Raw genomic sequence first — 18,703 nt, 5'->3', positions numbered from 1 at the left:
CGTTGGCAATCAACGGGAAAAGACCGTCGACCGGAAAATTCCGTCAGGAGGAACAACCCAACATGAGCAATCGCAGAGCTTTCGTAGCTGCCACGGCGGCGCTCGCCTTCGTGTTCTCCGCCAGCCAAGCCTTCATAAGTCCAGCCTTCGCCCAGAAGAAATACGACACCGGAGCCAGCGACACCGAGATCAAGATCGGCCAGACCGTGCCGTTCTCCGGGGCCTATTCGGTCTATGCCAATATCGGCAAGACTCAAGCGGCCTACTTCAAGATGATCAACGATCAGGGCGGCATCAACGGCCGCAAGATCAATCTGATCCAGTATGACGACGCCTATTCGCCGCCGAAGACCGTCGAGCAGGTGCGCAAGCTCGTCGAAGGCGACGAAGTGCTGTTCACCTTCCAGATCATCGGCACCGCCGCGAACGCCGCCGTGCAGAAATATCTCAACGGCAAGAAGATCCCGCAGCTGCTGGCCTCGACCGGCGCCGCGCGATTCAACGATCCGCAGAACTATCCCTGGACCATCGCCTACAATCCCAACTACGTGTCCGAGGGACGCATTTATGCGAAGTACATTCTCAAGGAGCATCCGAACGCCAAGATCGGCGTGCTCTACCAGAACGACGACATGGGCCGGGACTATCTCGCGGGCCTGAAAAGCGGCCTCGGCGACAAGGCCGCCAGCATGATCGTCGGCGAGGTCTCCTACGAAGTCACCGACCCCACGGTGGACTCGCAGGTGGTCAAGCTGAAGTCACTGGGGGCCGATCTCTTCTACGATGCCTCGACGCCGAAATTCGCGGCGCAGGCCATCAAGAAGGTCGCCGAACTCGGCTGGAACCCGGTGCACATCCTCGACATCAATGCGAGCCCGATCTCGGCGACGCTGAAGCCGGCCGGCCTCGACATCTCCAAGGGCATCATCTCGACCCAATACGGCAAGGAGCCGAGCGATCCGCAATGGAAGGACGATCCGGGCGTGAAAGCGTTCTTCGCCTTCATGGACAAGTATTTCCCCGAAGGCGACAAGCTCAACACGGTCAACACCTACGCCTATTCGGTCGCCGAGTTGCTGACGCAGGTTCTGAAACAGTGCGGCGACGACCTGTCGCGTGAAAACGTGATGAAGCAGGTCGCCAACATCAAGAACTTCACCCCGAGCTTCGCGCTGCCCGGCATCAAGATCAACACCGGGCCGAACGACTACCGCGTCAACAAGCAGATGCAGATGATGAAGTTCAACGGCGAACGCTGGGAGCTGTTCGGACCGATCATCGAGGACAATGGCCCGGCGGGTTAGCAATCTCGTAGGGTGGGTTATTGTAACCCACCCTACGAACGGCCAGCACCTTCCCACCTTGCGTTGCAGCAACGCCTCATCCACAATCGCCCTCAGCGATGGCATCGGACGCACCGTGCGCCCGGCAGACCATCGGCGATAACAAACTGAGGAAACTGCGAATGAGGAACGGAATTCTGCATGCGGCCACGGCAGCGGCGCTGACCCTGGCGCTGTCGGCCTCTGCGGCCAATGCCCAGAAAAAATACGATCCGGGTGCCAGCGACACGGAGATCAAGGTCGGACAGACCATGCCGTTCTCCGGACCGGCGTCGGCCTATTCGTCGATCGGCAAGACCCAGGCCGCCTATTTCAAGATGATCAACGACCAGGGCGGCATCAACGGCCGCAAGATCAATCTGATCCAGTATGACGACGCCTATTCGCCGCCGAAGGCCGTCGAGCAGATCCGCAAGCTCGTCGAGAGCGACGAGGTTCTGCTGACCTTCCAGATCATCGGCACGCCCGTGAACGCGGCCGTCCAGAAATATCTCAATTCCAAGAAGGTGCCGCAGCTGTTCGCGGCCACCGGCGCATCGAGGTTCACCGATCCGAAGAACTTTCCGTGGACGATGGGCTTCAATCCGAACTACTTCGTCGAAGGCCGCATCTACGGCCAGTACATTCTGAAGGAGCACCCGAACGCGAAGATCGGCGTGCTCTATCAGAACGACGACCTAGGCAAGGATTATCTGAACGGCATCAAGGCCGGCCTCGGCGACAAGGCCGCCAAGATGATCGTAACCGAAGCATCCTACGAAGTTTCCGATCCGACCGTCGACTCGCAGGTCCTCAAGATCAAGGACGCCGGCGCCGATCTGTTCTTCAGCGCGACGACACCGAAACAGGCCGCGCAGGCGATCAAGAAGATCGCCGAGATGGGCTGGCATCCGGTGCAGATCGTCGACATCAACGCCACCTCGGTCGGCGCCGTGCTGAAGCCCGCCGGCCTCGATGCCGCCAAGGGCCTGATCAGCGTCAACTATGGCAAGGAGCCGCTGGATCCGAAGTGGAAGGACGATGCCGGCATGAAGCGCTATTTCGACTTCATGGCGAAGTACTATCCTGATGGCGACAAGGACTCGAACTTCAACACTTACGGCTACAGCACGGCGCAGCTGCTGGCCCATGTGCTGAAGCAGTGCGGTGACGATTTGACGCGCGAGAACGTCATGAAGCAGGCGACCTCGCTGAAGGACGTCGTCAGCGATACCGCCCTGCCCGGCATCAAGGCCAACACCTCGCCGACCGACTACCGCGTCAACAAGCAGCTTCAGATGATGAAGTTCAACGGCGAGCGCTGGGAGCTGTTCGGCCCGATCCTGGAGGATGCCGGCCCGGCGGGTTAATTCTTGAAAACAACGGCCTCAACGACGTCATGCCCGGGCTTGTCCCGGGCATCCACGTTCTTGGGGCGATAAAGGAAGTCGTGGATGGCCGGGTCAAGCCCGGCCATGACGGCTGAGAGAGATTCGTCCGACAGCATTCAAGTCGGCACCTCCCCAAAATTCTTCCCCACCGGCAGCACCGCATGCCGGATCAGGCGCGAATCCTCCACGGCAGCTTGCCGATGCTTCACCGCTTCGCGGTAGGCGGGATCGCGGATCATCTCGACGAAAGCGCCGACGCTCGGATACTCCGCGATGAAGCAATGGTCCCAACGCTCGTCCTGCGGTCCGATCAGCATCAGTTCGAACCTGCCCTGCCAGACGATGCGGCCGCCGAGGCGTTCGAACACCGGGCCGCTGTCGCGGCCATAGGCGGCATAGGCTTCCGCGCCGCTGGCCTTGCGCCCATCAGGGTAAGCCGCCTCCTTGCGCAAGCGGACCAGGTTGAGCATGTGGATCGGGCCGGGACGGTTGTTGTCCCGGAATTGCGCGAAGACGTCCTTGGTCGGATCGATATGGCCCATGCGGTTCCCTCTTGGTTTATATCCACGATCCTAGTCCTGCGGCCCAGGAAGCGGAACTGCGGCGGGCGAATGCCGCACCTCCTAATCGCGCGTTAACGCCGGGGTAACCGGGCCTTAAACCCCGGCCGCTAGCGTGCGGCGGGGCGGGCTGACCGGGCGTTTGCGTATGGGGTTGGGAAAGAAAAAGGGTGGGCGGAAGGAGCCGTTGTTCGGCTTGCCTGCTGCGCTCGCCGATCTGCGCCTGACCGCGGCGGACCGCATCCCCAACGCCGAGGACAAGCCGAAGAAGCCAGCGAAATCATCTCCCAAACGCAAGAGCGAGGATCCCGGCGACGAGCCGCCGCGCGAGCGCAAGGCGCCGGCCGGCCGCGGCGGCGCCAAGCGCCGCTCGAAATCGCGCTTCGGCGCAAGCCTCGGCCGCCTGGTCTATTGGGGCGCGGTGCTGAGCCTGTGGGCCGGGATCGCCGTCGTCGGCGTCGTGGTTTATGTCGGCGCTCATCTGCCGCCGATCGACTCGCTGGAAATTCCCAAGCGCCCGCCAACGATCCAGATCGTCGGCATCGACGGCAGCCTGCTCGCGCAGCGCGGTGAGATGGCCGGCGCCAACGTCTCGCTGAAGGATCTGCCGCCATATTTGCCGAAGGCGTTCATCGCCATCGAAGACCGCCGCTTCTATTCGCATTTCGGCATCGACCCGGTCGGCATTTTGCGCGCTCTGGTCACCAACGTGCTCCATCGCGGCGTATCGCAGGGCGGCTCGACCTTGACACAGCAGCTCGCGAAAAACCTGTTCCTGACCCAGGAGCGCACCATGCAGCGCAAGCTGCAGGAAGCCGAGCTCGCGATCTGGCTGGAGCGCAAACACTCCAAGAACGAGATTCTGGAGCTCTATCTCAACCGCGTCTATTTCGGCTCGGGCGCCTACGGCGTCGAGGCCGCGGCGCAGAAATATTTCGGCAAGCCGGCGAAGAACGTCACCGTCGCCGAGGCCGCGATGCTGGCCGGCCTCGTCAAATCGCCCTCGCGCCTTGCGCCGAACCGCAACCCCGAAGGCGCGGAAGCGCGCGCGAAGATCGTGCTCGCGGCGATGGCGGATGCGAAGTTCATCACCGACGCGCAGGCGCAGGCCTCGATCGGCCAACCCTCCTACAATGTGAAGCCTGCCGGTGCCGGCACGATCAATTATGTCGCCGACTGGATCGGCGAAGTGCTGGACGATCTCGTCGGCCAGATCGACGAGAGCATCAAGGTCGAGACCACGATCGATCCGAAGCTGCAGGGCGTGGCGGAAGCCGCCATCATCGACGAGCTCGCAGCCAAAAGCGTGAAGTTCAACGTCAGCCAGGGCGCGCTGGTGGCGATGACGCCCGACGGCGCGGTCCGCGCCATGGTGGGCGGGCGGAACTATTCCGACAGCCAGTACAACCGTGCGGTGACCGCCAAGCGCCAGCCGGGCTCCTCGTTCAAGCCGTTCGTGTACCTGACCGCGCTCGAGCAGGGGCTGACGCCTGATACCATGCGCCAGGACGCGCCGATCGAGGTCAAGGGTTGGAAGCCTGAGAACTACACCCACGAATATTTCGGCGCGGTGACGCTGACGCAGGCGCTGGCGATGTCGCTCAACACGGTCGCGATCCGCCTTGGCCTCGAGGTCGGGCCGAAGAACGTGGTGCGCACCGCCCACCGGCTCGGCATCTCCTCGAAGCTCGAGCCCAACGCCTCGATCGCGCTCGGCACCTCGGAAGTCTCCGTGGTCGAGCTGGTCGGGGCCTATGCCCCGTTCGCCAATGGCGGTTTCGCCGTCGCGCCGCATGTCGTCACGCGGATCAGGACGCTCAGCGGCAAGCTGCTCTACATGCGCCAGCCCGAGGAGCATAACCCGGTGGTCGAACCGCGCTATGTCGGCATGATGAACGCGATGATGCGGGAGACCTTGATCAGCGGCACCGCCAAGAAGGCGGAGATCCCCGGCTGGCCGGCCGCCGGCAAGACCGGCACCAGCCAGGATTACCGCGATGCCTGGTTCATCGGCTACACCGCCAACCTCGTCACCGGCGTCTGGCTCGGCAATGACGACAACTCGCCGACCAAAAAGGCGACCGGCGGCGGCCTGCCGGTGGAAGTCTGGACGCGCTTCATGAAGACGGCGCACGAGGGTGTGCCGGTGGCCGCCTTGCCGAGCGCGCCCGGCGGCTGGGGCCTGTCGAACCTCGCGCAGGCGGCCTCGCAGGTGTCACCGCCGACAATGGCCTCGCCGGGACCGGCGCCGGTCAGCAATAGCGGCTATCGACCACCGCCGCCCACGCGCGCCAATGCACGGCCGGAGGCGGCGGCGGGGCTCGATGGCTGGCTGATGGACCGGCTGTTCGGCGGGAATCGGTAGCGTTGCTGAGGGCCTCACAACAAAAACTGCGAAAACAACCCCATGCACAGTAGACGACAGCTGCGCCCGTGATGCTGAGTGAAGCGTGCGAACGCTTTGATGCGGCGGGGCTAATTGCTAGCAGCGCGCCCTAATCCTCGACGCCGTACCGGTGCAGATCGTTGCCGTACGTATCGAGCCACTTCTTGGCGCGCTCCATCGACGGGCACACCTTGCCGCACACGCGCCAGAACTTCGCCGAGTGATTCATCTCGACGAGATGGGCGACCTCGTGGGCGGCGAGATAGTCGAGCACGTAGGGAGGCGCGAGGATCAGGCGCCAGGAAAACGACAGCGAGCCCGCCGAGGTGCACGAGCCCCAGCGGCTGGACTGGTCGCGGATCGAGAGCCGCTTGACCTTGACGCCGAGCTCGGCGGCATGGGCTTCGGAAGAACGCTGCAGATCCTTGCGCGCCTCGCGCTTGAGGAAGTCGCTGACGCGGCGGTCGACATGCTCGAGCCCACCAGCCACGCAGAGGATTTTGTCACCGCTATCGCGGGTCTCTGTCCACACCGTGCCGCGGCTGCCGGCGCGATGAACGATGCGATGCGGCGTGCCGCGAAGCGGTATCACTGTGCCAGGCTGGAACGGCGCCGCCTTCGGCAAGCGGCCGAGACGCGCCGCGATCCACGCGCCGTGACGCTGCGCGAAGTCCTTTGCTTCGGCGAGCGTGCCCTTCGGCGGGATTGTAAGGATCGCCTCGCGATCGCTCGGATGAATTCGAAGCGTGTAACGGCGCGCGCGGCGATGCCGGCGCAGCCGAATCGCAAACATTTGCGACCCGTGGGTGATCACGAGGGCCTTCGGTTCGTGGGGCCGCCGATAAAGGAGTGCGCGTGTGGCCATGTCTGTCAGTCCGGGGAGCAGGAGTTCGCCCGGATTCTGCCATAACCGCCGCCAGGGAAAGCGCTCGGCGCAAAAACAAATCATTTGCCCAATATACAGGGGTTCTGGCGTCCGGGAGACCCTACAGACTGGGGTTGGAACCCCGATTTTTCGTCCCTGCTGGACGCATGCGGCACCCCCAAGAGGTGAGGCCGGACTCACTCCTATAAAACTACCTAAATACCTCGAATCTGGGGCGCCCCGCCGCCTGCCGGAAGCTCCGGCAGAACCCGAATTTTCGACTGGAAAGCCGAAAAACGGAGTTATTCGGCCGCGAGAGCCTGCAACGAGCTCGGATTCGCTGCGGAGACCATGAAGTCGTGAATCCTTGGCACGATTTCCGACTTGAAACGCGATCCGTTGAACACGCCGTAATGTCCGACGCCCTTCTGGACGTAATGAACGCGGCGATGATCGGGAATCGAGCTGCACAATGTGTGCGTCGCTTCGGTCTGACCGATACCGGAGATGTCGTCGTTCTCGCCTTCGACCGTCATCAACGCCACGCGCGTGACCTTGGAAGGATCGACGCGGGTTCCACGATGGGTCATCTCGCCCTTCGGCAGCGAATGCTTCACGAACACGGTGTCGACCGTCTGCAGGTAATATTCGGCGGAGAGATCCATCACCGCGAGATATTCATCGTAGAATTCACGATGCTTGTCGACGAGATCGCCGTCGCCCTTCACCAGATTGGCGAAGAGCTGCTTGTGGGCATCCATGTGGCGATCGAGATTCATGCTGATGAAGCCGTTCAGCTGCAGGAATCCCGGATAGACGTCGCGCATCATGCCCGGATGCGGGAACGGCACCTTGGTGATGACGTGGTTGCGGAACCAGTCGATGCCACGTTCCTGGGCGAGGTTGTTCACCGCGGTCGGATTGCGGCGGGTGTCGATCGGGCCGCCCATCAGCGTCATCGAGGTCGGCACGAAGGGATCACGCCGCGCTTCCATGATCGAGACGGCGGCGACGACCGGCACGGAAGGCTGGCACACCGCCAGCACATGCGTGTTGCCGCCGAGAACGTGCAGCATCTCGATGACGTAGTCGATGTAGTCGTCGAGATCGAAGCGGCCTTCGCTGAGCGGCACCATGCGGGCATCGGCCCAATCTGTAATGTAGACCTCATGCGCCGGCAGGAAGGCTTCGACCGTGCCCCGCAGCAGCGTCGCATAATGGCCGGACATCGGTGCCACGATCAGCACGCGCGGCTGCGGGCTGCGCAGCGGGCGGGTGAACTTGCGATCGAAGTAGAGCAAGCGGCAGAACGGCTTTTCCCAGACGGAGCGAACCTCGACGGGAACGCGGATGCCGTTGACCTCGGTGTCGTCGAGACCCCACTCCGGCTTGCCGTAGCGGCGCGTGGTGCGCTCGAACAATTCGCAGGCGGCGGCGACAGACTTGCCGACCTCGGTGCGCGTCCAGGGATTCAACGGATTCTGAAACAGGAGCTTGGTCGCGTCGGTGACAGCACGCGCCGGATTGAGAGAGGCGTGCGCCATCTCGTACATCCAGTACATCGGTGTCGTCAGGACCGGACTGCCTTCAGCCGCCAGGGGCGGCGCGCCGCCAAACTCACCAATAGGCATCGCTATATCCTTCTTCGCATCGCAGCATACTGCCGAATGCGTAATATTGCGTCAATGGATGCTTCCGTACATCTACGTAGCGAAGACGGTTAAACCAGCCTGAATCCACGATAAAGTGACGTTATTCGCCGCCCGACAGCAGCGATCCATTCTTCCTGGCGCTGCGCAAAAGGGCAAGGAATGCCCAAAAAGAAGCAACCAGCAGCAAGGCATTGATGGCCAACGCCTCCAGCATCAGATCGATCCGGAAGGTGTGCTCGATCAGCAACGCGCGCATTCCTTCGAACACGTAAGTCGGAGGCAGAGCCCAGGCGACATATTGCAGCCAGGCCGGCAGCACGCTCACCGGATAATAAATACAGGCGAGCGGCATGATCGCGAACATCAAGGTCCAGACGATGCTCTCGGCACCCAGGCCGTTGCGCAACACCAGACCTGACACAAAGATGCCGACCGACCAGCTCGTGAAGATCAGATTGCAGAAGAACGCGATCAGCGGCAGGCCGAGGCCGTAGACGTTGAAGTGAAACAGGACCAGCGCCAGCAGCGTCATCGGGATGACACCGATCGCGAGCCGGATCAGGCTCATCACCATGAGCGACAGCAGAAACTCGATCGGCTTGAGCGGGCTCATCATGAGGTTGCCGAGATTGCGCGCCCACATCTCTTCCAGAAACGAGATCGAGAAACCGAGTTGCCCGCGGAACAGGATGTCCCAGAGGATGACGGCACCGATCAGCGTGCCGCCGGCACGCGCGAAGAAATTGGAATTCTCGGCGATGTAATACTGGATGAAGCCCCATGTGATGACTTGCAGCGCCGGCCAGTACAGCAGCTCGAGCAGCCGCGGCCAGGACGACATCAAGAGGTACCAGTAGCGCAGGATCATCGCGCCGATGCGGTGCAGGGAGATGCCGCGGTGGAGGGAGAGGTCAGTCATGGGCGCTTCCCGGTCCACCCGCGCCGTCATTGCGAGGAGCTCGCGACAAAATTGCGGAGCAATTTTGCGCTGATGCGACGAAGCAATCCAGAATCCCTCCGCGGAGAGAATCTGGATTGCTTCGCTTCGCTCGCAATGACGAAGGAAACACCGCGAATCCTTTCATCGCACTTCCTCCTTCGCGCCGTTGCCCCGGCCGCGCGCGACGTCCAGGAACACCTCTTCCAGCGTCGTGCGGTTGTAGCGGGCCATGATGGCTTCCGGCGTGTCGTCGTCCTCGATGCGGCCGAGCTTCATGATGATGACGCGGTCGCAGAGCCGCTCGACCTCGAGCATGTTGTGCGATGCCAGGAGGATGCTGGCGTTGTTCTCCTTGCGATAGCGCTCCATATGCGCCCGCACCCAATCGGCTGTATCAGGGTCGAGCGAGGCGGTCGGCTCGTCCAGCAGCAACAGCTCCGGGTGGTTGATCAGCGCCTTCGCCAGCGCGACACGGGTCTTCTGGCCGGCGGAGAGCTTGCCGTTGGCGCGGTCGATGAAATCGGTGAGGTCGAGCTCGTCGGCGAGCTCGGCGATGCGGTCGGAAAGATTCTTCACCGCATAGAGCTTGCCGAACACGGTCAGATTCTGGCGCACCGTGAGCCGCATCGGCATGTCGACATAGGGGCTTTCGAAATTCATCCGCCCCAGCACGGACGCGCTCTCCTCGGGCATCGCTCGCCCGAGCACCCTGACGCGGCCGGAGGTCGGCAGCACCAGACCCATGATCATCGCGATGGTGGTGGTCTTGCCGGCGCCGTTGCCGCCCAGAAGTCCGGTGATGCTGCCGCGCGGGAGCGAAAACGAGATATCGTCGACGGCGCGGGTCTGCTTGTAGACCTTGACGAGGTGATCGACCTCAATTGCCGCAGGGGAGCTGCGCTCCGCGACAGTCGGCGGACTTGAAGCTTTGTCGTTCCCGGTCATGCTGGGGCGTTCTTCCGCTATTGCAGCGGAGAGCGCAAGGCTTGTAATCCGGGTGGTTCCGCGAGCCCCGCGTTTGTGACCAAGAAGGCACCGCCACATTGGCCGACATGACCGAGACTGCCGATACCGACTTCCGCCACGCACAGCGGCATATCCGCCTCGACACCATCCTGCGGCTGCGCTGGCTCGCGGTGCTCGGCCAGCTCGCCGCGATCTTCATCGTGGCGCAGGGACTGGAGTTCAACGTCGAGATCGTCCCCTGTGTCAGCATCATCGCCCTGTCGGCGGCGATCAACCTGGCACTCCAAACCGTATCCAATCCGCTGCAGCGGCTGGAGCCGATGCAGGCGGCCGGACTGCTGGCGCTGAACATCATCGAGCTGGCCGCGCTGTTGTTCTTCACCGGCGGTCTGCAGAACCCGTTCTCGTTCCTGTTCCTCGCGCCCGTGTTGATCTCGGCCACCGCGCTGCCGGCCCGCTTCACCTTCGGGCTTGGCGTGCTCGCCGTTGCCTGCGCTTCGGTACTGTTCTTCTACCATTTCCCCCTGCCCTGGGATTCCGACGATCCGCTGGTGCTGCCGCCGATCTATCTGTTCGGCGTCTGGCTCTCGATCGTGCTCGCGATCGGCGTCACCAGCCTCTACTCGTTCCAGGTCACCGAGGAGGCGCGCAAGCTCGCCGACGCGCTGGCCGCGACCGAGCTGGTGTTGACCCGCGAGCAGCATCTGACCCAGCTCGACGGCCTCGCCGCCGCCGCCGCGCACGAGCTCGGCACGCCGCTTGCGACCATCTTCCTGATCTCGCGCGAGCTCGAAAAGACCGTCAAGGATCCGAGCTTCGCCGCCGACCTGAAAACCCTGCGCGAACAGACCCAGCGCTGCCGCGAGATCCTCAGCAAGATCACCCAGCTCTCCTCCACCGGCGCGCCGTTCGACCGCATGAAGCTGTCGGAGCTGATCGAGGAGGTGGTGGCGCCGCACCGCGATTTCGGCGTCGACATCAAGGTGCGGATCGCGGTCGCCGTGGCCGCCGAGCCGGTCGGCTCGCGCAACCCGGCAATCCTGTACGGCGTCGGCAACATCGTTGAGAACGCGGTGGATTTCGCCCGCACCACCGTCGAGGTGAATGCGTGGTGGAACAAGGACAATATCGAACTCGTGATTTCCGACGATGGTCCCGGCATTCCGCCCGACATCCTGAACCGGATCGGCGAGCCCTATCTGTCGCGGCGGCGCACCCTGGATGACGGCGGCGGCGAACAGCGCGGCCTCGGCCTCGGCGTGTTCATCGCGCGGACCTTGCTGGAACGCACCGGCGCCAAGGTCTCGTTTACCAACCGGACGTTTCCGGAACACGGTGCCGTGGTCCAGATCACGTGGCCGAGAGAGCGTTTTGAGACTATCGAGACGCTCGAAGAAACAATAGGATAGACCGCGACCTTGCGTCGCACGACAGGGCCGATCGACTATTGGCGGCCTTGGCACCGTCTGATTGCGACGCCATATGTAGATGAGCAGGAGAGAGGAAAAACCTTGAACGCCATCGCCGAACTGAACGAACAGACCGACCGCTCGCTTCTCATCGTGGAGGACGACAAGCCGTTTCTGGAGCGGCTGTCGCGCGCCATGGAGACCCGTGGTTTTGCGGTGACGTCGTGCGACACGGTTTCGGATGGCCTTGCTCAAATCGGCAAGTCCGCGCCGGCATTCGCCGTGGTCGATCTTCGCCTCGGCGACGGCAACGGCCTCGACGTCGTCTCCGCGTTGAAGAAGAAGCGTCCCGAGGCCCGTGCGATCGTGCTGACCGGCTACGGCAACATCGCCACTGCCGTCACCGCGGTAAAGATGGGCGCGGTCGATTATCTCTCGAAGCCGGCGGATGCCGACGACGTCGTCGCGGCGCTGCTCTCGACCAGCGCGGAGAAATCCGAACTGCCGGCGAACCCGATGTCGGCCGATCGTGTCCGCTGGGAACACATCCAGCGCATCTACGAAATGTGCAACCGCAACGTCTCGGAGACGGCGCGCCGGCTCAACATGCACCGCCGTACATTGCAGCGCATTTTGGCCAAACGCGCGCCGCGATAACGGTCGCGTAGGGTGGGCAAAGGCGCAAAGCGCCGTGCCCACCAACACTGCTTCCTGGTTGAATTGAATGGTGGGCACGCTTCGCTTTGCCCACCCTGCGGCAGCCGTGATCGCGACGCCCTATTCCCAAAATTCCGCATGCCCTTGCGGATCGACCAGCCGGTTGATCCGCAACGCTGCCGCCATCGCGAAACGCACCGTCATCTGCTTGCGCGTGGCGGCTGCGAGCTTGTGCTCGGGTGCCTCGCACTGCATGTGCGCGCCATAGGCGTCCGCGATGATCAGGCCGGTATCCTGCGGAAAGATCTCGCACGGCAGGTCCTGCGTGAAGGCGAAGAACAGCCGGTCGCAATGGGCGCGGTATTCGTGCCATTTCTGGTCGGCGCGCAGATCCTCGACCGACGACTTGATCTCGACGATCCAGATCTCGCCGCGCTCGTTCAGCGCCACGAGGTCGGCGCGCCGCCCCGACGGCAGCGGCAATTCGCTGATGCAGGTGAAACCGAGCGAGCGGAGCAGCCGCGCGGTGCCGCGCGCGATGGCGAGCGCTGTCTCGGACTGACGGCGGTCCGGCGGCGGTACGAGGGCGATATTGCGGGCGGTGCTGTCCATGGGAAGAGTTTAGCCGATTCCATTTGGCCCGTCATTCCGGGACGACGGCGGAGGCGGAACCGCCCTCGTCCTTAACACTTATCACGCAGCCGCCGCACCTCGGCGGAACCACCGAGGCTGCGCGCATGATCGACGATCTCTGGTACAAGAACGGCGTGATCTATTGCCTGTCCGTCGGCACCTATATGGATGCCAACGGTGACGGCATCGGAGACTTCAAGGGCCTTTTGCGGCGGCTCGATTATCTGCACGGCCTCGGCATCACCACGATCTGGCTGATGCCGTTCCAGACTTCGCCGGGACGCGACGACGGCTACGACATCGCCGACTATTACAGCGTCGATGCACGTTACGGTACGCTCGGCGACTTCGTCGAGTTCACCCATGGCTGCAAGCAGCGCGGCATCCGCGTCATCATCGACCTCGTCGTCAATCACACCTCGGACCAGCATCCCTGGTTCAAGGAAGCGCGGCGCGACAGGAATTCCCCCTATCGCGACTGGTACGTGTGGTCCGACAAGAAGCCGGCCAATGCCGACAAGGGCATGGTGTTTCCCGGTGTGCAGAAATCGACCTGGACGCGGGACAAGGAAGCCGGCGCGTACTACTTCCACCGCTTCTACGACTTCCAGCCCGATCTCAACACCTCGAATCCGCACGTGCAGGCCGAAATCCTCAAGATCATGGGCTTCTGGATCCAGCTCGGCGTGTCCGGCTTCCGCATGGACGCCGTGCCCTTCGTGATCGCGACCAAGGGCGCCAGGGTGAAGAAGCCGGTCGAGCAGTACGACATGCTGCGCGCTTTCCGCGAATTCCTGCAATGGCGGAAAGGAGACGCCATCATCCTCGCGGAGGCCAATGTGCTGCCCGAGACCGACATGGAATATTTCGGCCGCGATGGCGACCGCATGCACATGATGTTCAACTTCCACGTCAACCAGAACCTGTTCTATGCGCTGGCCTCCGGCGATTCGCGTCCGCTGGCCAAGGCGCTGAAGGCGACCAAGCCACGGCCGGCGGCCGCGCAATGGGGCCTGTTCCTGCGCAACCACGACGAACTCGATCTGGGCCGGCTGACCAAGGCGCAACGTGATGTAGTGTTCAAGCGGTTCGGTCCCGACAAGGACATGCAGCTCTACGACCGCGGCATTCGCCGCCGCTTCGCACCGATGGTCGGCGGCGACCGCAGGCGGCTCGAGCTCGCCTACAGCCTGATGTGCACGCTGCCGGGAACGCCCGTGATCCGCTATGGCGACGAGATCGCGATGGGCGACGACCTATCATTGCCGGAACGCAATTGCGCGCGCACGCCGATGCAATGGTCGACCGAACCACACGGCGGCTTCACCAAGAGCGACAAGCCGGCATGTCCCGTGATCGACGAGGGCCCCTACGGCTACGAGCATGTCAACGTCGCGAAACAGCGGCGCGACTCCAATTCCATGCTGAACTGGACCGAGCGCATCGTTCGCATGCGCAAGGAGGTGCCAGAGATCGGCTGGGGAGATTTCGCCATCATCTCGACGCGAGATCCCGCAATCTTCATCATGCGCTACGACTGGCGCAACAATTCGGTGCTGTTCGTACACAATCTGGATGAGACGCCGCGCGAGACCGCATTCTCGGTCGGGCTGCCGGGCGATGCCGGCGAACATCTCATCAACCTGCTCGCGGAAGACCACAGCCACGCCGACAAGCAAGGCCGGCACCGCATCGTGCTGGAGCCCTACGGCTATCGCTGGTACCGGGTGGGCGGGCTGGATTATTTGCTGAAGCGGAGTGATATCGACGGGAGTACCACCGGCAACAAGCATCCGGGGTGATGTCGTGGGGGTTTGCTCCGCCGCTTCCACGATTGTCATTGCGAGCGCAGCGAAGCAATCCAGAGTCTTTCCGCAGAGGGATTCTGGATTGCCTCGCTGCGCTCGCAATGACGGGGAGAGAGCGACGGTCATCCACTTCGCCGTTGTCCTGGCGAAAGCTGCGGCTAGGCGGGCGGCCCGACGATCACCCCTTCATTGCCGCGCAGATCCAGCACGCCTTCGAGATTCTCGCCGTCGCGATCCAGAAACGTCGACAGCAGAATCCGGCTGCCAAACCCTATCGCGCTCGTCGTCACCGCGATCGGCTCCCGCCCGAGATTGAGCACGACGATCACGCCCCCGCCCTCGGCGTCACGGCGATAGATCAGCAGGTCGCCTTGCGCGGCGATTGGGTGGTAATCGCCATGGACCAGCGCCGGAGACGCCTTCCGCAAAGCGATCAGGCGCTTGTAGAGGCTCAGGATCGAGCGCGTGTCGGCGTCGAGATTGACGACGTTCTCGTGGACGTGATCCTCGGGCAGCGGCAGCCAGGGCCTCGTTTCCGAGAAGCCGGCAAACTGCGAGGAATCCCACTGCATCGGCGTGCGGCAGCCGTCGCGGCCGACGCCGATGCCCGGGACGTTCTTCTCGAAGGGGTCGCGCACGTCCTCGGGTGCGATCGCGAGCTGGTGCATGCCGATTTCGTCGCCGTAATAGAGCGTCGGCGTGCCGCGCAATGTCAGCAGCAGCATGGCGGCGACGCGCGCCTGCTCCGCCCCGACGCGGCTGGCGACGCGCGGGCGATCGTGATTGCCGAGCACCCAGTTCGGCCATGCCCCATTCGGCAGCGCTTTCTCGTAATCGTCGATGATCTTCTCGATCGAACGCGCGCTCCAGAAGGTCGAGAGCAGCGCGAAATTGAATGGCATCTGTGCGCCGGTGAGATCGTTGCCGTAATAGGCCATCAGGCGATGCAGCGGCAGATAGACCTCGCCGATCAGCACGCGGTCACCGAAGGAATCGATGACGCGCCGCATCTCGGCGATGACTCCATGCACCTCCGCCTGGTCGGTGGAATATTGCGTCAGGATCTTCTCGTTCGGCGGCCGGCCCTCGACGTAATGCGGGTTGGGCGGATTGTCGCGGAATTCGGCGTCCTTGATCAGGTGCCAGATCACGTCGACGCGAAAGCCGTCGACGCCCTTTTCCAGCCAGAACCGCATCACGTCGTAGATCACTTCCCGAACCGCGGGATTTCGCCAGTTGAGGTCCGGCTGCTGGGCCAGGAAGGCGTGGTAGTAATACTGGCCCGTGGTCTCGTCGAGTTGCCAGGCGCTGCCGCCGAACTCCGACAGCCAGTTGTTGGGCACGCCGCCATCGGACGCCGGATCGCGCCAGACGTACCAGTCGCGCCTGGGATTGTCGCGCGAGGAGCGGCTCTCGACGAACCAGGGATGCTGGTCGGAGGTGTGGTTCGGCACCAGGTCGAGGATCAGCTTCAGACCGTTATCATGCGTGGCCGCGAGCAGCGCGTCGAAATCCTGCATCGTGCCGAACAGCGGCGCGATGCCGGTATAGTCGGAAATGTCGTAGCCGAAATCGGCCATCGGGGAGGGGAAGATCGGCGACAGCCAGATCGCATCGACACCGAGCGATTTGACATAGGGCAGCCGCCGCAAGATGCCGGCGAGATCGCCGACACCGTCGCCGGTCGAGTCCTGAAACGAGCGCGGATAGATCTGATAGAAGATGCCGTGCCGCCACCAGTTCTCGCCGCTCTGTGTCATCTTGGAAATACCACCCTGAAACTGCGCCTTGCGCGGGAAAACGCGGAAGCAGCGTCCCGGTTCAAACCGCCGGTGAATTGGGACGGCCGTGTGACACCCGAGGCAGTTGTTCCCGATGCTCCGGAACGAATCTTTTGCTTGGCGGTAGGACAAAAATCGGCATTGTGGCGCGATGACCGAGCAAAACGACACCCAAAAATCCTCGCAGGAATCCGCGCAGGCCAAGGCCGGCGCGATCATCGTCCCCGTGACCCTGTTCGAGCAGAATTGCACCATCATCTGGGACGAGCCCGGCAAGAAGGCCGTGGTGATCGATCCCGGCGGCGACGTGCCGAAGATCCTGGAGGCGATCAAGCAGACCGGTGTCACCGTTGAGAAGATCTGGCTGACCCACGGCCATATCGACCATATCGGCGGCGCCGCCGAACTGCGCGATGCGCTCAAGGTGCCGATCGAGGGTCCACATGCCGCGGACAAATTCCTGCTCGACAACGTCGTGGAGAGCGGCGCGCGCTTCGGCATGACCGGGGTGCGCAACTTCGCACCGGACCGCTGGCTGGAGGAGGGCGACACCGTCGAGATCGGCGCCTTGTCGTTCGACATTTATCACTGCCCCGGCCATTCGCCCGGCAGCGTGGTGTTCTTCAACAAGGAGTTGCGCTTCGCCCATGTCGGCGACGTGCTGTTTGCCGGCTCGGTCGGGCGCACCGACCTGCCCGGCGGCAGTCACGCCACCCTGATCAACTCGATTCTGACCAAGCTGCTTCCGCTCGGCGACGATGTCGGTTTCATCTGCGGCCACGGCGCCGGCTCGAGTATCGGCCAGGAGCGGATGACCAACCCGTTCATCACCGGCGAGATGTGAGCGCGACGCGCGCTATTTCATCAAGCCTGCGGCCGTCAGCGCCCGGGTGATGACCGCACTGATATCGAGGCTGCGGCTTTTCTCGGGGTTCGGCTTGGCCGGTTGATCGGCGACAGCCGAACGGATCGACCTGGCGAGATGCGGCGCTGGTGACAGCGCAGTCATTGGCTTCGGCGCCGGAGCGGACTTTGCCGCCACTTTCTTCGTGGCATGGTTCGGAATCCAGCCGGTCAGGCCGAAGAACTTGGCGATGTGGTAGGACGACGAAATTCCAGCTTCAATCAGGAAGGCGCCCTCGACTCCATAGCGCTGATCGTTGTCGGCAATGCCAAGCGGCGTGCCGTGCGACATGCCGGTGATGGCGAAGGATTCGACGACGGTTTCGCCGTCCTTGTCCCACCAGGTCTGGCGCGGGTAGCCGTCGACGATCGTCTCGGCCATCGGCGCGCCGGGCAGACCGTGCAGATCCAGCCACTGCTTGACGATCGCGTTGGCATTGCCGGGATTGACGGTGCGGTCGGCGCTGCCATGCCAAACCGAGATTTTCGGCCAAGGCCCACGGTGGTTCGACGCCTGTCGGACGAGGTCTCCGAGTTCCCGCGCCGGCCGATCCGGCGAATGAAACATGCCGTCCAGTGCTTCGCGCAGATTGGTCGCGATGCCGTAAGGCAGGCCCGCGACAACAGCGCCGGCCGCAAAGACTTCCGGATAGGTCGCGAGCATCACGGAGGTCATGCCGCCACCGGCGGACAGACCGGTGATGAAGACTCGCCGCGCGTCGATACCGTGCGCTTCAGCCATGTGCGCGATCATCTCGCGGATCGATTGCGCCTCGCCGCCGTCGCGCGTGATGTCTTCGGTGTTGAACCAGTTGAAGCAGGTGTTGGCGTTGTTGGCGCGCTGCTGCTCCGGCATCACCAGGGCGAAGCCGTAATGATTTGCAAGCGTCGACCATCCCGCGCCGAGGTCGTAAGCGGCCGCAGTCTGGCCGCAGCCGTGCAAGACGACGACCAGCGCGCGCGGCTGCTGCAACTGCGCCGGCACAAAACTGTACATGCGCAGCTGACCAGGATTGGAGCCGAAGCCCGTGACCTCCTCCAGCGGGCTCGATGCGCTGGCGCCAAGGCCGAATTCGCGCAAGCGAAACCCATCCAGCTTGGGCAGCTGCCGTAGCAGTTCGAGATTTTTGGCTAATGACACCGGCAGCTCCAGGTGGGGGTGGCCCATCAACGTCCATCCCAACCAAATAGTTGCTGCAGTGCAAAATAAAAAGACCGTGTGCTGTCAGTCACCGTGGAATCGCGGGAAATCCCGCGGAAAGTCGTACGTATTAACCGCAATGCCTCAACTTCGTGCAAATGCGCGGCACATTCACACCGGAATGCGGTCGAGATCGTGATCAACGCCGCAAACAGCACGGGGGAAACGACAGGCCTGCGCGCGCAGATAGCAGAGATTCGATCGCGAAGGACACCGGATGCAACTGCGA

At 63.0% G+C, this 18,703-nt stretch carries 16 protein-coding genes; 7 read left to right on the top strand and 9 right to left on the bottom strand.

Annotated features, from left to right (window positions below; all coding sequences use genetic code 11):
• Positions 1-62: 62 nt before the first annotated feature.
• On the top strand, positions 63-1,304 hold the full coding sequence (locus ACQ86E_RS14960) for an ABC transporter substrate-binding protein (protein ID WP_431206020.1): 1,242 nt from the start codon (positions 63-65) through the stop codon (positions 1,302-1,304).
• A gap of 161 nt (positions 1,305-1,465) precedes the next feature.
• Positions 1,466-2,692 (top strand): ABC transporter substrate-binding protein, encoded by a 1,227-nt coding sequence (locus ACQ86E_RS14955; RefSeq protein ID WP_431206019.1) that lies wholly within the window; start codon positions 1,466-1,468, stop codon positions 2,690-2,692.
• Here ACQ86E_RS14955 and ACQ86E_RS14950 read toward each other — a convergent pair.
• Together ACQ86E_RS14950 and ACQ86E_RS14945 are read right to left on the bottom strand one after the other, a co-directional pair.
• Positions 2,689-2,829 carry a hypothetical protein gene (locus tag ACQ86E_RS14950; protein ID WP_431206018.1) on the bottom strand — a complete coding sequence of 47 codons (141 nt, stop codon included), beginning with the start codon at positions 2,827-2,829 and terminating at the stop codon, positions 2,689-2,691. The genes ACQ86E_RS14955 and ACQ86E_RS14950 overlap by 4 nt on opposite strands.
• Positions 2,830-3,255 carry a DUF1330 domain-containing protein gene (locus ACQ86E_RS14945; protein ID WP_431206017.1) on the bottom strand — a complete coding sequence of 142 codons (426 nt, stop codon included), beginning with the start codon at positions 3,253-3,255 and terminating at the stop codon, positions 2,830-2,832.
• A gap of 166 nt (positions 3,256-3,421) precedes the next feature.
• Here ACQ86E_RS14945 and ACQ86E_RS14940 point away from each other — a divergent pair, with 166 nt between their 5' ends.
• On the top strand, positions 3,422-5,638 hold the full coding sequence (locus ACQ86E_RS14940) for a transglycosylase domain-containing protein (RefSeq protein WP_431206016.1): 2,217 nt from the start codon (positions 3,422-3,424) through the stop codon (positions 5,636-5,638).
• Positions 5,639-5,768: 130 nt separating this feature from the next.
• On the opposite strand, the gene ACQ86E_RS14935 is transcribed toward ACQ86E_RS14940, so the two are convergent.
• From ACQ86E_RS14935 to ACQ86E_RS14920, 4 genes are all read right to left on the bottom strand, one after another.
• Positions 5,769-6,608 carry a M48 family metallopeptidase gene (locus ACQ86E_RS14935; protein WP_431206015.1) on the bottom strand — a complete coding sequence of 280 codons (840 nt, stop codon included), beginning with the start codon at positions 6,606-6,608 and terminating at the stop codon, positions 5,769-5,771.
• Positions 6,609-6,826: 218 nt separating this feature from the next.
• A complete protein-coding gene (locus tag ACQ86E_RS14930; RefSeq protein ID WP_431206014.1) occupies positions 6,827-8,155 on the bottom strand; it encodes a polyhydroxyalkanoate depolymerase in 1,329 nt (442 codons plus the stop codon).
• A gap of 121 nt (positions 8,156-8,276) precedes the next feature.
• A complete protein-coding gene (locus ACQ86E_RS14925) occupies positions 8,277-9,095 on the bottom strand; it encodes an ABC transporter permease (RefSeq protein WP_431206013.1) in 819 nt (272 codons plus the stop codon).
• Positions 9,096-9,257: 162 nt separating this feature from the next.
• Positions 9,258-10,061 (bottom strand): ABC transporter ATP-binding protein, encoded by an 804-nt coding sequence (locus ACQ86E_RS14920; RefSeq protein ID WP_431206012.1) that lies wholly within the window; start codon positions 10,059-10,061, stop codon positions 9,258-9,260.
• 107 nt (positions 10,062-10,168) lie between these two features.
• On the opposite strand from ACQ86E_RS14920, the gene ACQ86E_RS14915 reads away from it, so the two are divergent.
• Together ACQ86E_RS14915 and ACQ86E_RS14910 are read left to right on the top strand one after the other, a co-directional pair.
• Positions 10,169-11,491, top strand: coding sequence for an ActS/PrrB/RegB family redox-sensitive histidine kinase (locus ACQ86E_RS14915; protein ID WP_431206011.1), 1,323 nt, complete (start codon positions 10,169-10,171; stop codon positions 11,489-11,491).
• Positions 11,492-11,593: 102 nt separating this feature from the next.
• Positions 11,594-12,148 carry an ActR/PrrA/RegA family redox response regulator transcription factor gene (locus ACQ86E_RS14910; protein ID WP_431206010.1) on the top strand — a complete coding sequence of 185 codons (555 nt, stop codon included), beginning with the start codon at positions 11,594-11,596 and terminating at the stop codon, positions 12,146-12,148.
• A 120-nt stretch (positions 12,149-12,268) separates the two neighbouring features.
• Here ACQ86E_RS14910 and ACQ86E_RS14905 read toward each other — a convergent pair whose 3' ends face one another.
• Positions 12,269-12,760: an MmcB family DNA repair protein gene (locus tag ACQ86E_RS14905; protein ID WP_431206009.1), complete on the bottom strand. Its 492-nt coding sequence runs from the start codon at positions 12,758-12,760 to the stop codon at positions 12,269-12,271.
• Between the two features lie 125 nt (positions 12,761-12,885).
• Here ACQ86E_RS14905 and ACQ86E_RS14900 point away from each other — a divergent pair, with 125 nt between their 5' ends.
• A complete protein-coding gene (locus ACQ86E_RS14900; protein ID WP_431206008.1) occupies positions 12,886-14,583 on the top strand; it encodes an alpha-amylase family protein in 1,698 nt (565 codons plus the stop codon).
• A 164-nt stretch (positions 14,584-14,747) separates the two neighbouring features.
• On the opposite strand, the gene ACQ86E_RS14895 is transcribed toward ACQ86E_RS14900, so the two are convergent.
• Complete coding sequence (locus ACQ86E_RS14895; protein WP_431206007.1) at positions 14,748-16,349, bottom strand: alpha-amylase family glycosyl hydrolase; 1,602 nt, start codon at positions 16,347-16,349, stop codon at positions 14,748-14,750.
• Between the two features lie 172 nt (positions 16,350-16,521).
• Between ACQ86E_RS14895 and ACQ86E_RS14890 the strand changes: the two genes are divergently transcribed.
• Positions 16,522-17,214, top strand: a complete 693-nt coding sequence (locus ACQ86E_RS14890; RefSeq protein ID WP_431206006.1) for an MBL fold metallo-hydrolase — start codon at positions 16,522-16,524, stop codon at positions 17,212-17,214.
• Positions 17,215-17,226: 12 nt separating this feature from the next.
• Here ACQ86E_RS14890 and ACQ86E_RS14885 read toward each other — a convergent pair whose 3' ends face one another.
• Positions 17,227-18,414: an extracellular catalytic domain type 1 short-chain-length polyhydroxyalkanoate depolymerase gene (locus ACQ86E_RS14885; RefSeq protein ID WP_431206005.1), complete on the bottom strand. Its 1,188-nt coding sequence runs from the start codon at positions 18,412-18,414 to the stop codon at positions 17,227-17,229.
• Positions 18,415-18,703: the final 289 nt, after the last annotated feature.

It is taken from the genome of Bradyrhizobium betae, from assembly GCF_050632175.1.
Classification (GTDB): Bacteria; Pseudomonadota; Alphaproteobacteria; order Rhizobiales; family Xanthobacteraceae; genus Bradyrhizobium; species Bradyrhizobium betae_B.
The sequence above is the reverse complement of the archived record's forward strand: the minus strand, read 5'-3'. Positions and strand labels throughout refer to the sequence as shown.

What these genes read in the sequence shown, in the direction of transcription:
- ACQ86E_RS14960 (WP_431206020.1), top strand. Translation starts at nt 63, where the DNA reads ATGAGCAATCGCAGAGCTTTCGTAGCTGCCACGGCGGCGCTCGCCTTC.
- ACQ86E_RS14955 (WP_431206019.1), top strand. Translation starts at nt 1,466, where the DNA reads ATGAGGAACGGAATTCTGCATGCGGCCACGGCAGCGGCGCTGACCCTG.
- ACQ86E_RS14950 (WP_431206018.1), bottom strand. Translation starts at nt 2,829, where the DNA reads ATGCTGTCGGACGAATCTCTCTCAGCCGTCATGGCCGGGCTTGACCCG.
- ACQ86E_RS14945 (WP_431206017.1), bottom strand. Translation starts at nt 3,255, where the DNA reads ATGGGCCATATCGATCCGACCAAGGACGTCTTCGCGCAATTCCGGGAC.
- ACQ86E_RS14940 (WP_431206016.1), top strand. Translation starts at nt 3,422, where the DNA reads ATGGGGTTGGGAAAGAAAAAGGGTGGGCGGAAGGAGCCGTTGTTCGGC.
- ACQ86E_RS14935 (WP_431206015.1), bottom strand. Translation starts at nt 6,608, where the DNA reads ATGATTTGTTTTTGCGCCGAGCGCTTTCCCTGGCGGCGGTTATGGCAG.
- ACQ86E_RS14930 (WP_431206014.1), bottom strand. Translation starts at nt 8,155, where the DNA reads ATGCCTATTGGTGAGTTTGGCGGCGCGCCGCCCCTGGCGGCTGAAGGC.
- ACQ86E_RS14925 (WP_431206013.1), bottom strand. Translation starts at nt 9,095, where the DNA reads ATGACTGACCTCTCCCTCCACCGCGGCATCTCCCTGCACCGCATCGGC.
- ACQ86E_RS14920 (WP_431206012.1), bottom strand. Translation starts at nt 10,061, where the DNA reads ATGACCGGGAACGACAAAGCTTCAAGTCCGCCGACTGTCGCGGAGCGC.
- ACQ86E_RS14915 (WP_431206011.1), top strand. Translation starts at nt 10,169, where the DNA reads ATGACCGAGACTGCCGATACCGACTTCCGCCACGCACAGCGGCATATC.
- ACQ86E_RS14905 (WP_431206009.1), bottom strand. Translation starts at nt 12,760, where the DNA reads ATGGACAGCACCGCCCGCAATATCGCCCTCGTACCGCCGCCGGACCGC.
- ACQ86E_RS14900 (WP_431206008.1), top strand. Translation starts at nt 12,886, where the DNA reads ATGATCGACGATCTCTGGTACAAGAACGGCGTGATCTATTGCCTGTCC.
- ACQ86E_RS14895 (WP_431206007.1), bottom strand. Translation starts at nt 16,349, where the DNA reads ATGACACAGAGCGGCGAGAACTGGTGGCGGCACGGCATCTTCTATCAG.
- ACQ86E_RS14890 (WP_431206006.1), top strand. Translation starts at nt 16,522, where the DNA reads ATGACCGAGCAAAACGACACCCAAAAATCCTCGCAGGAATCCGCGCAG.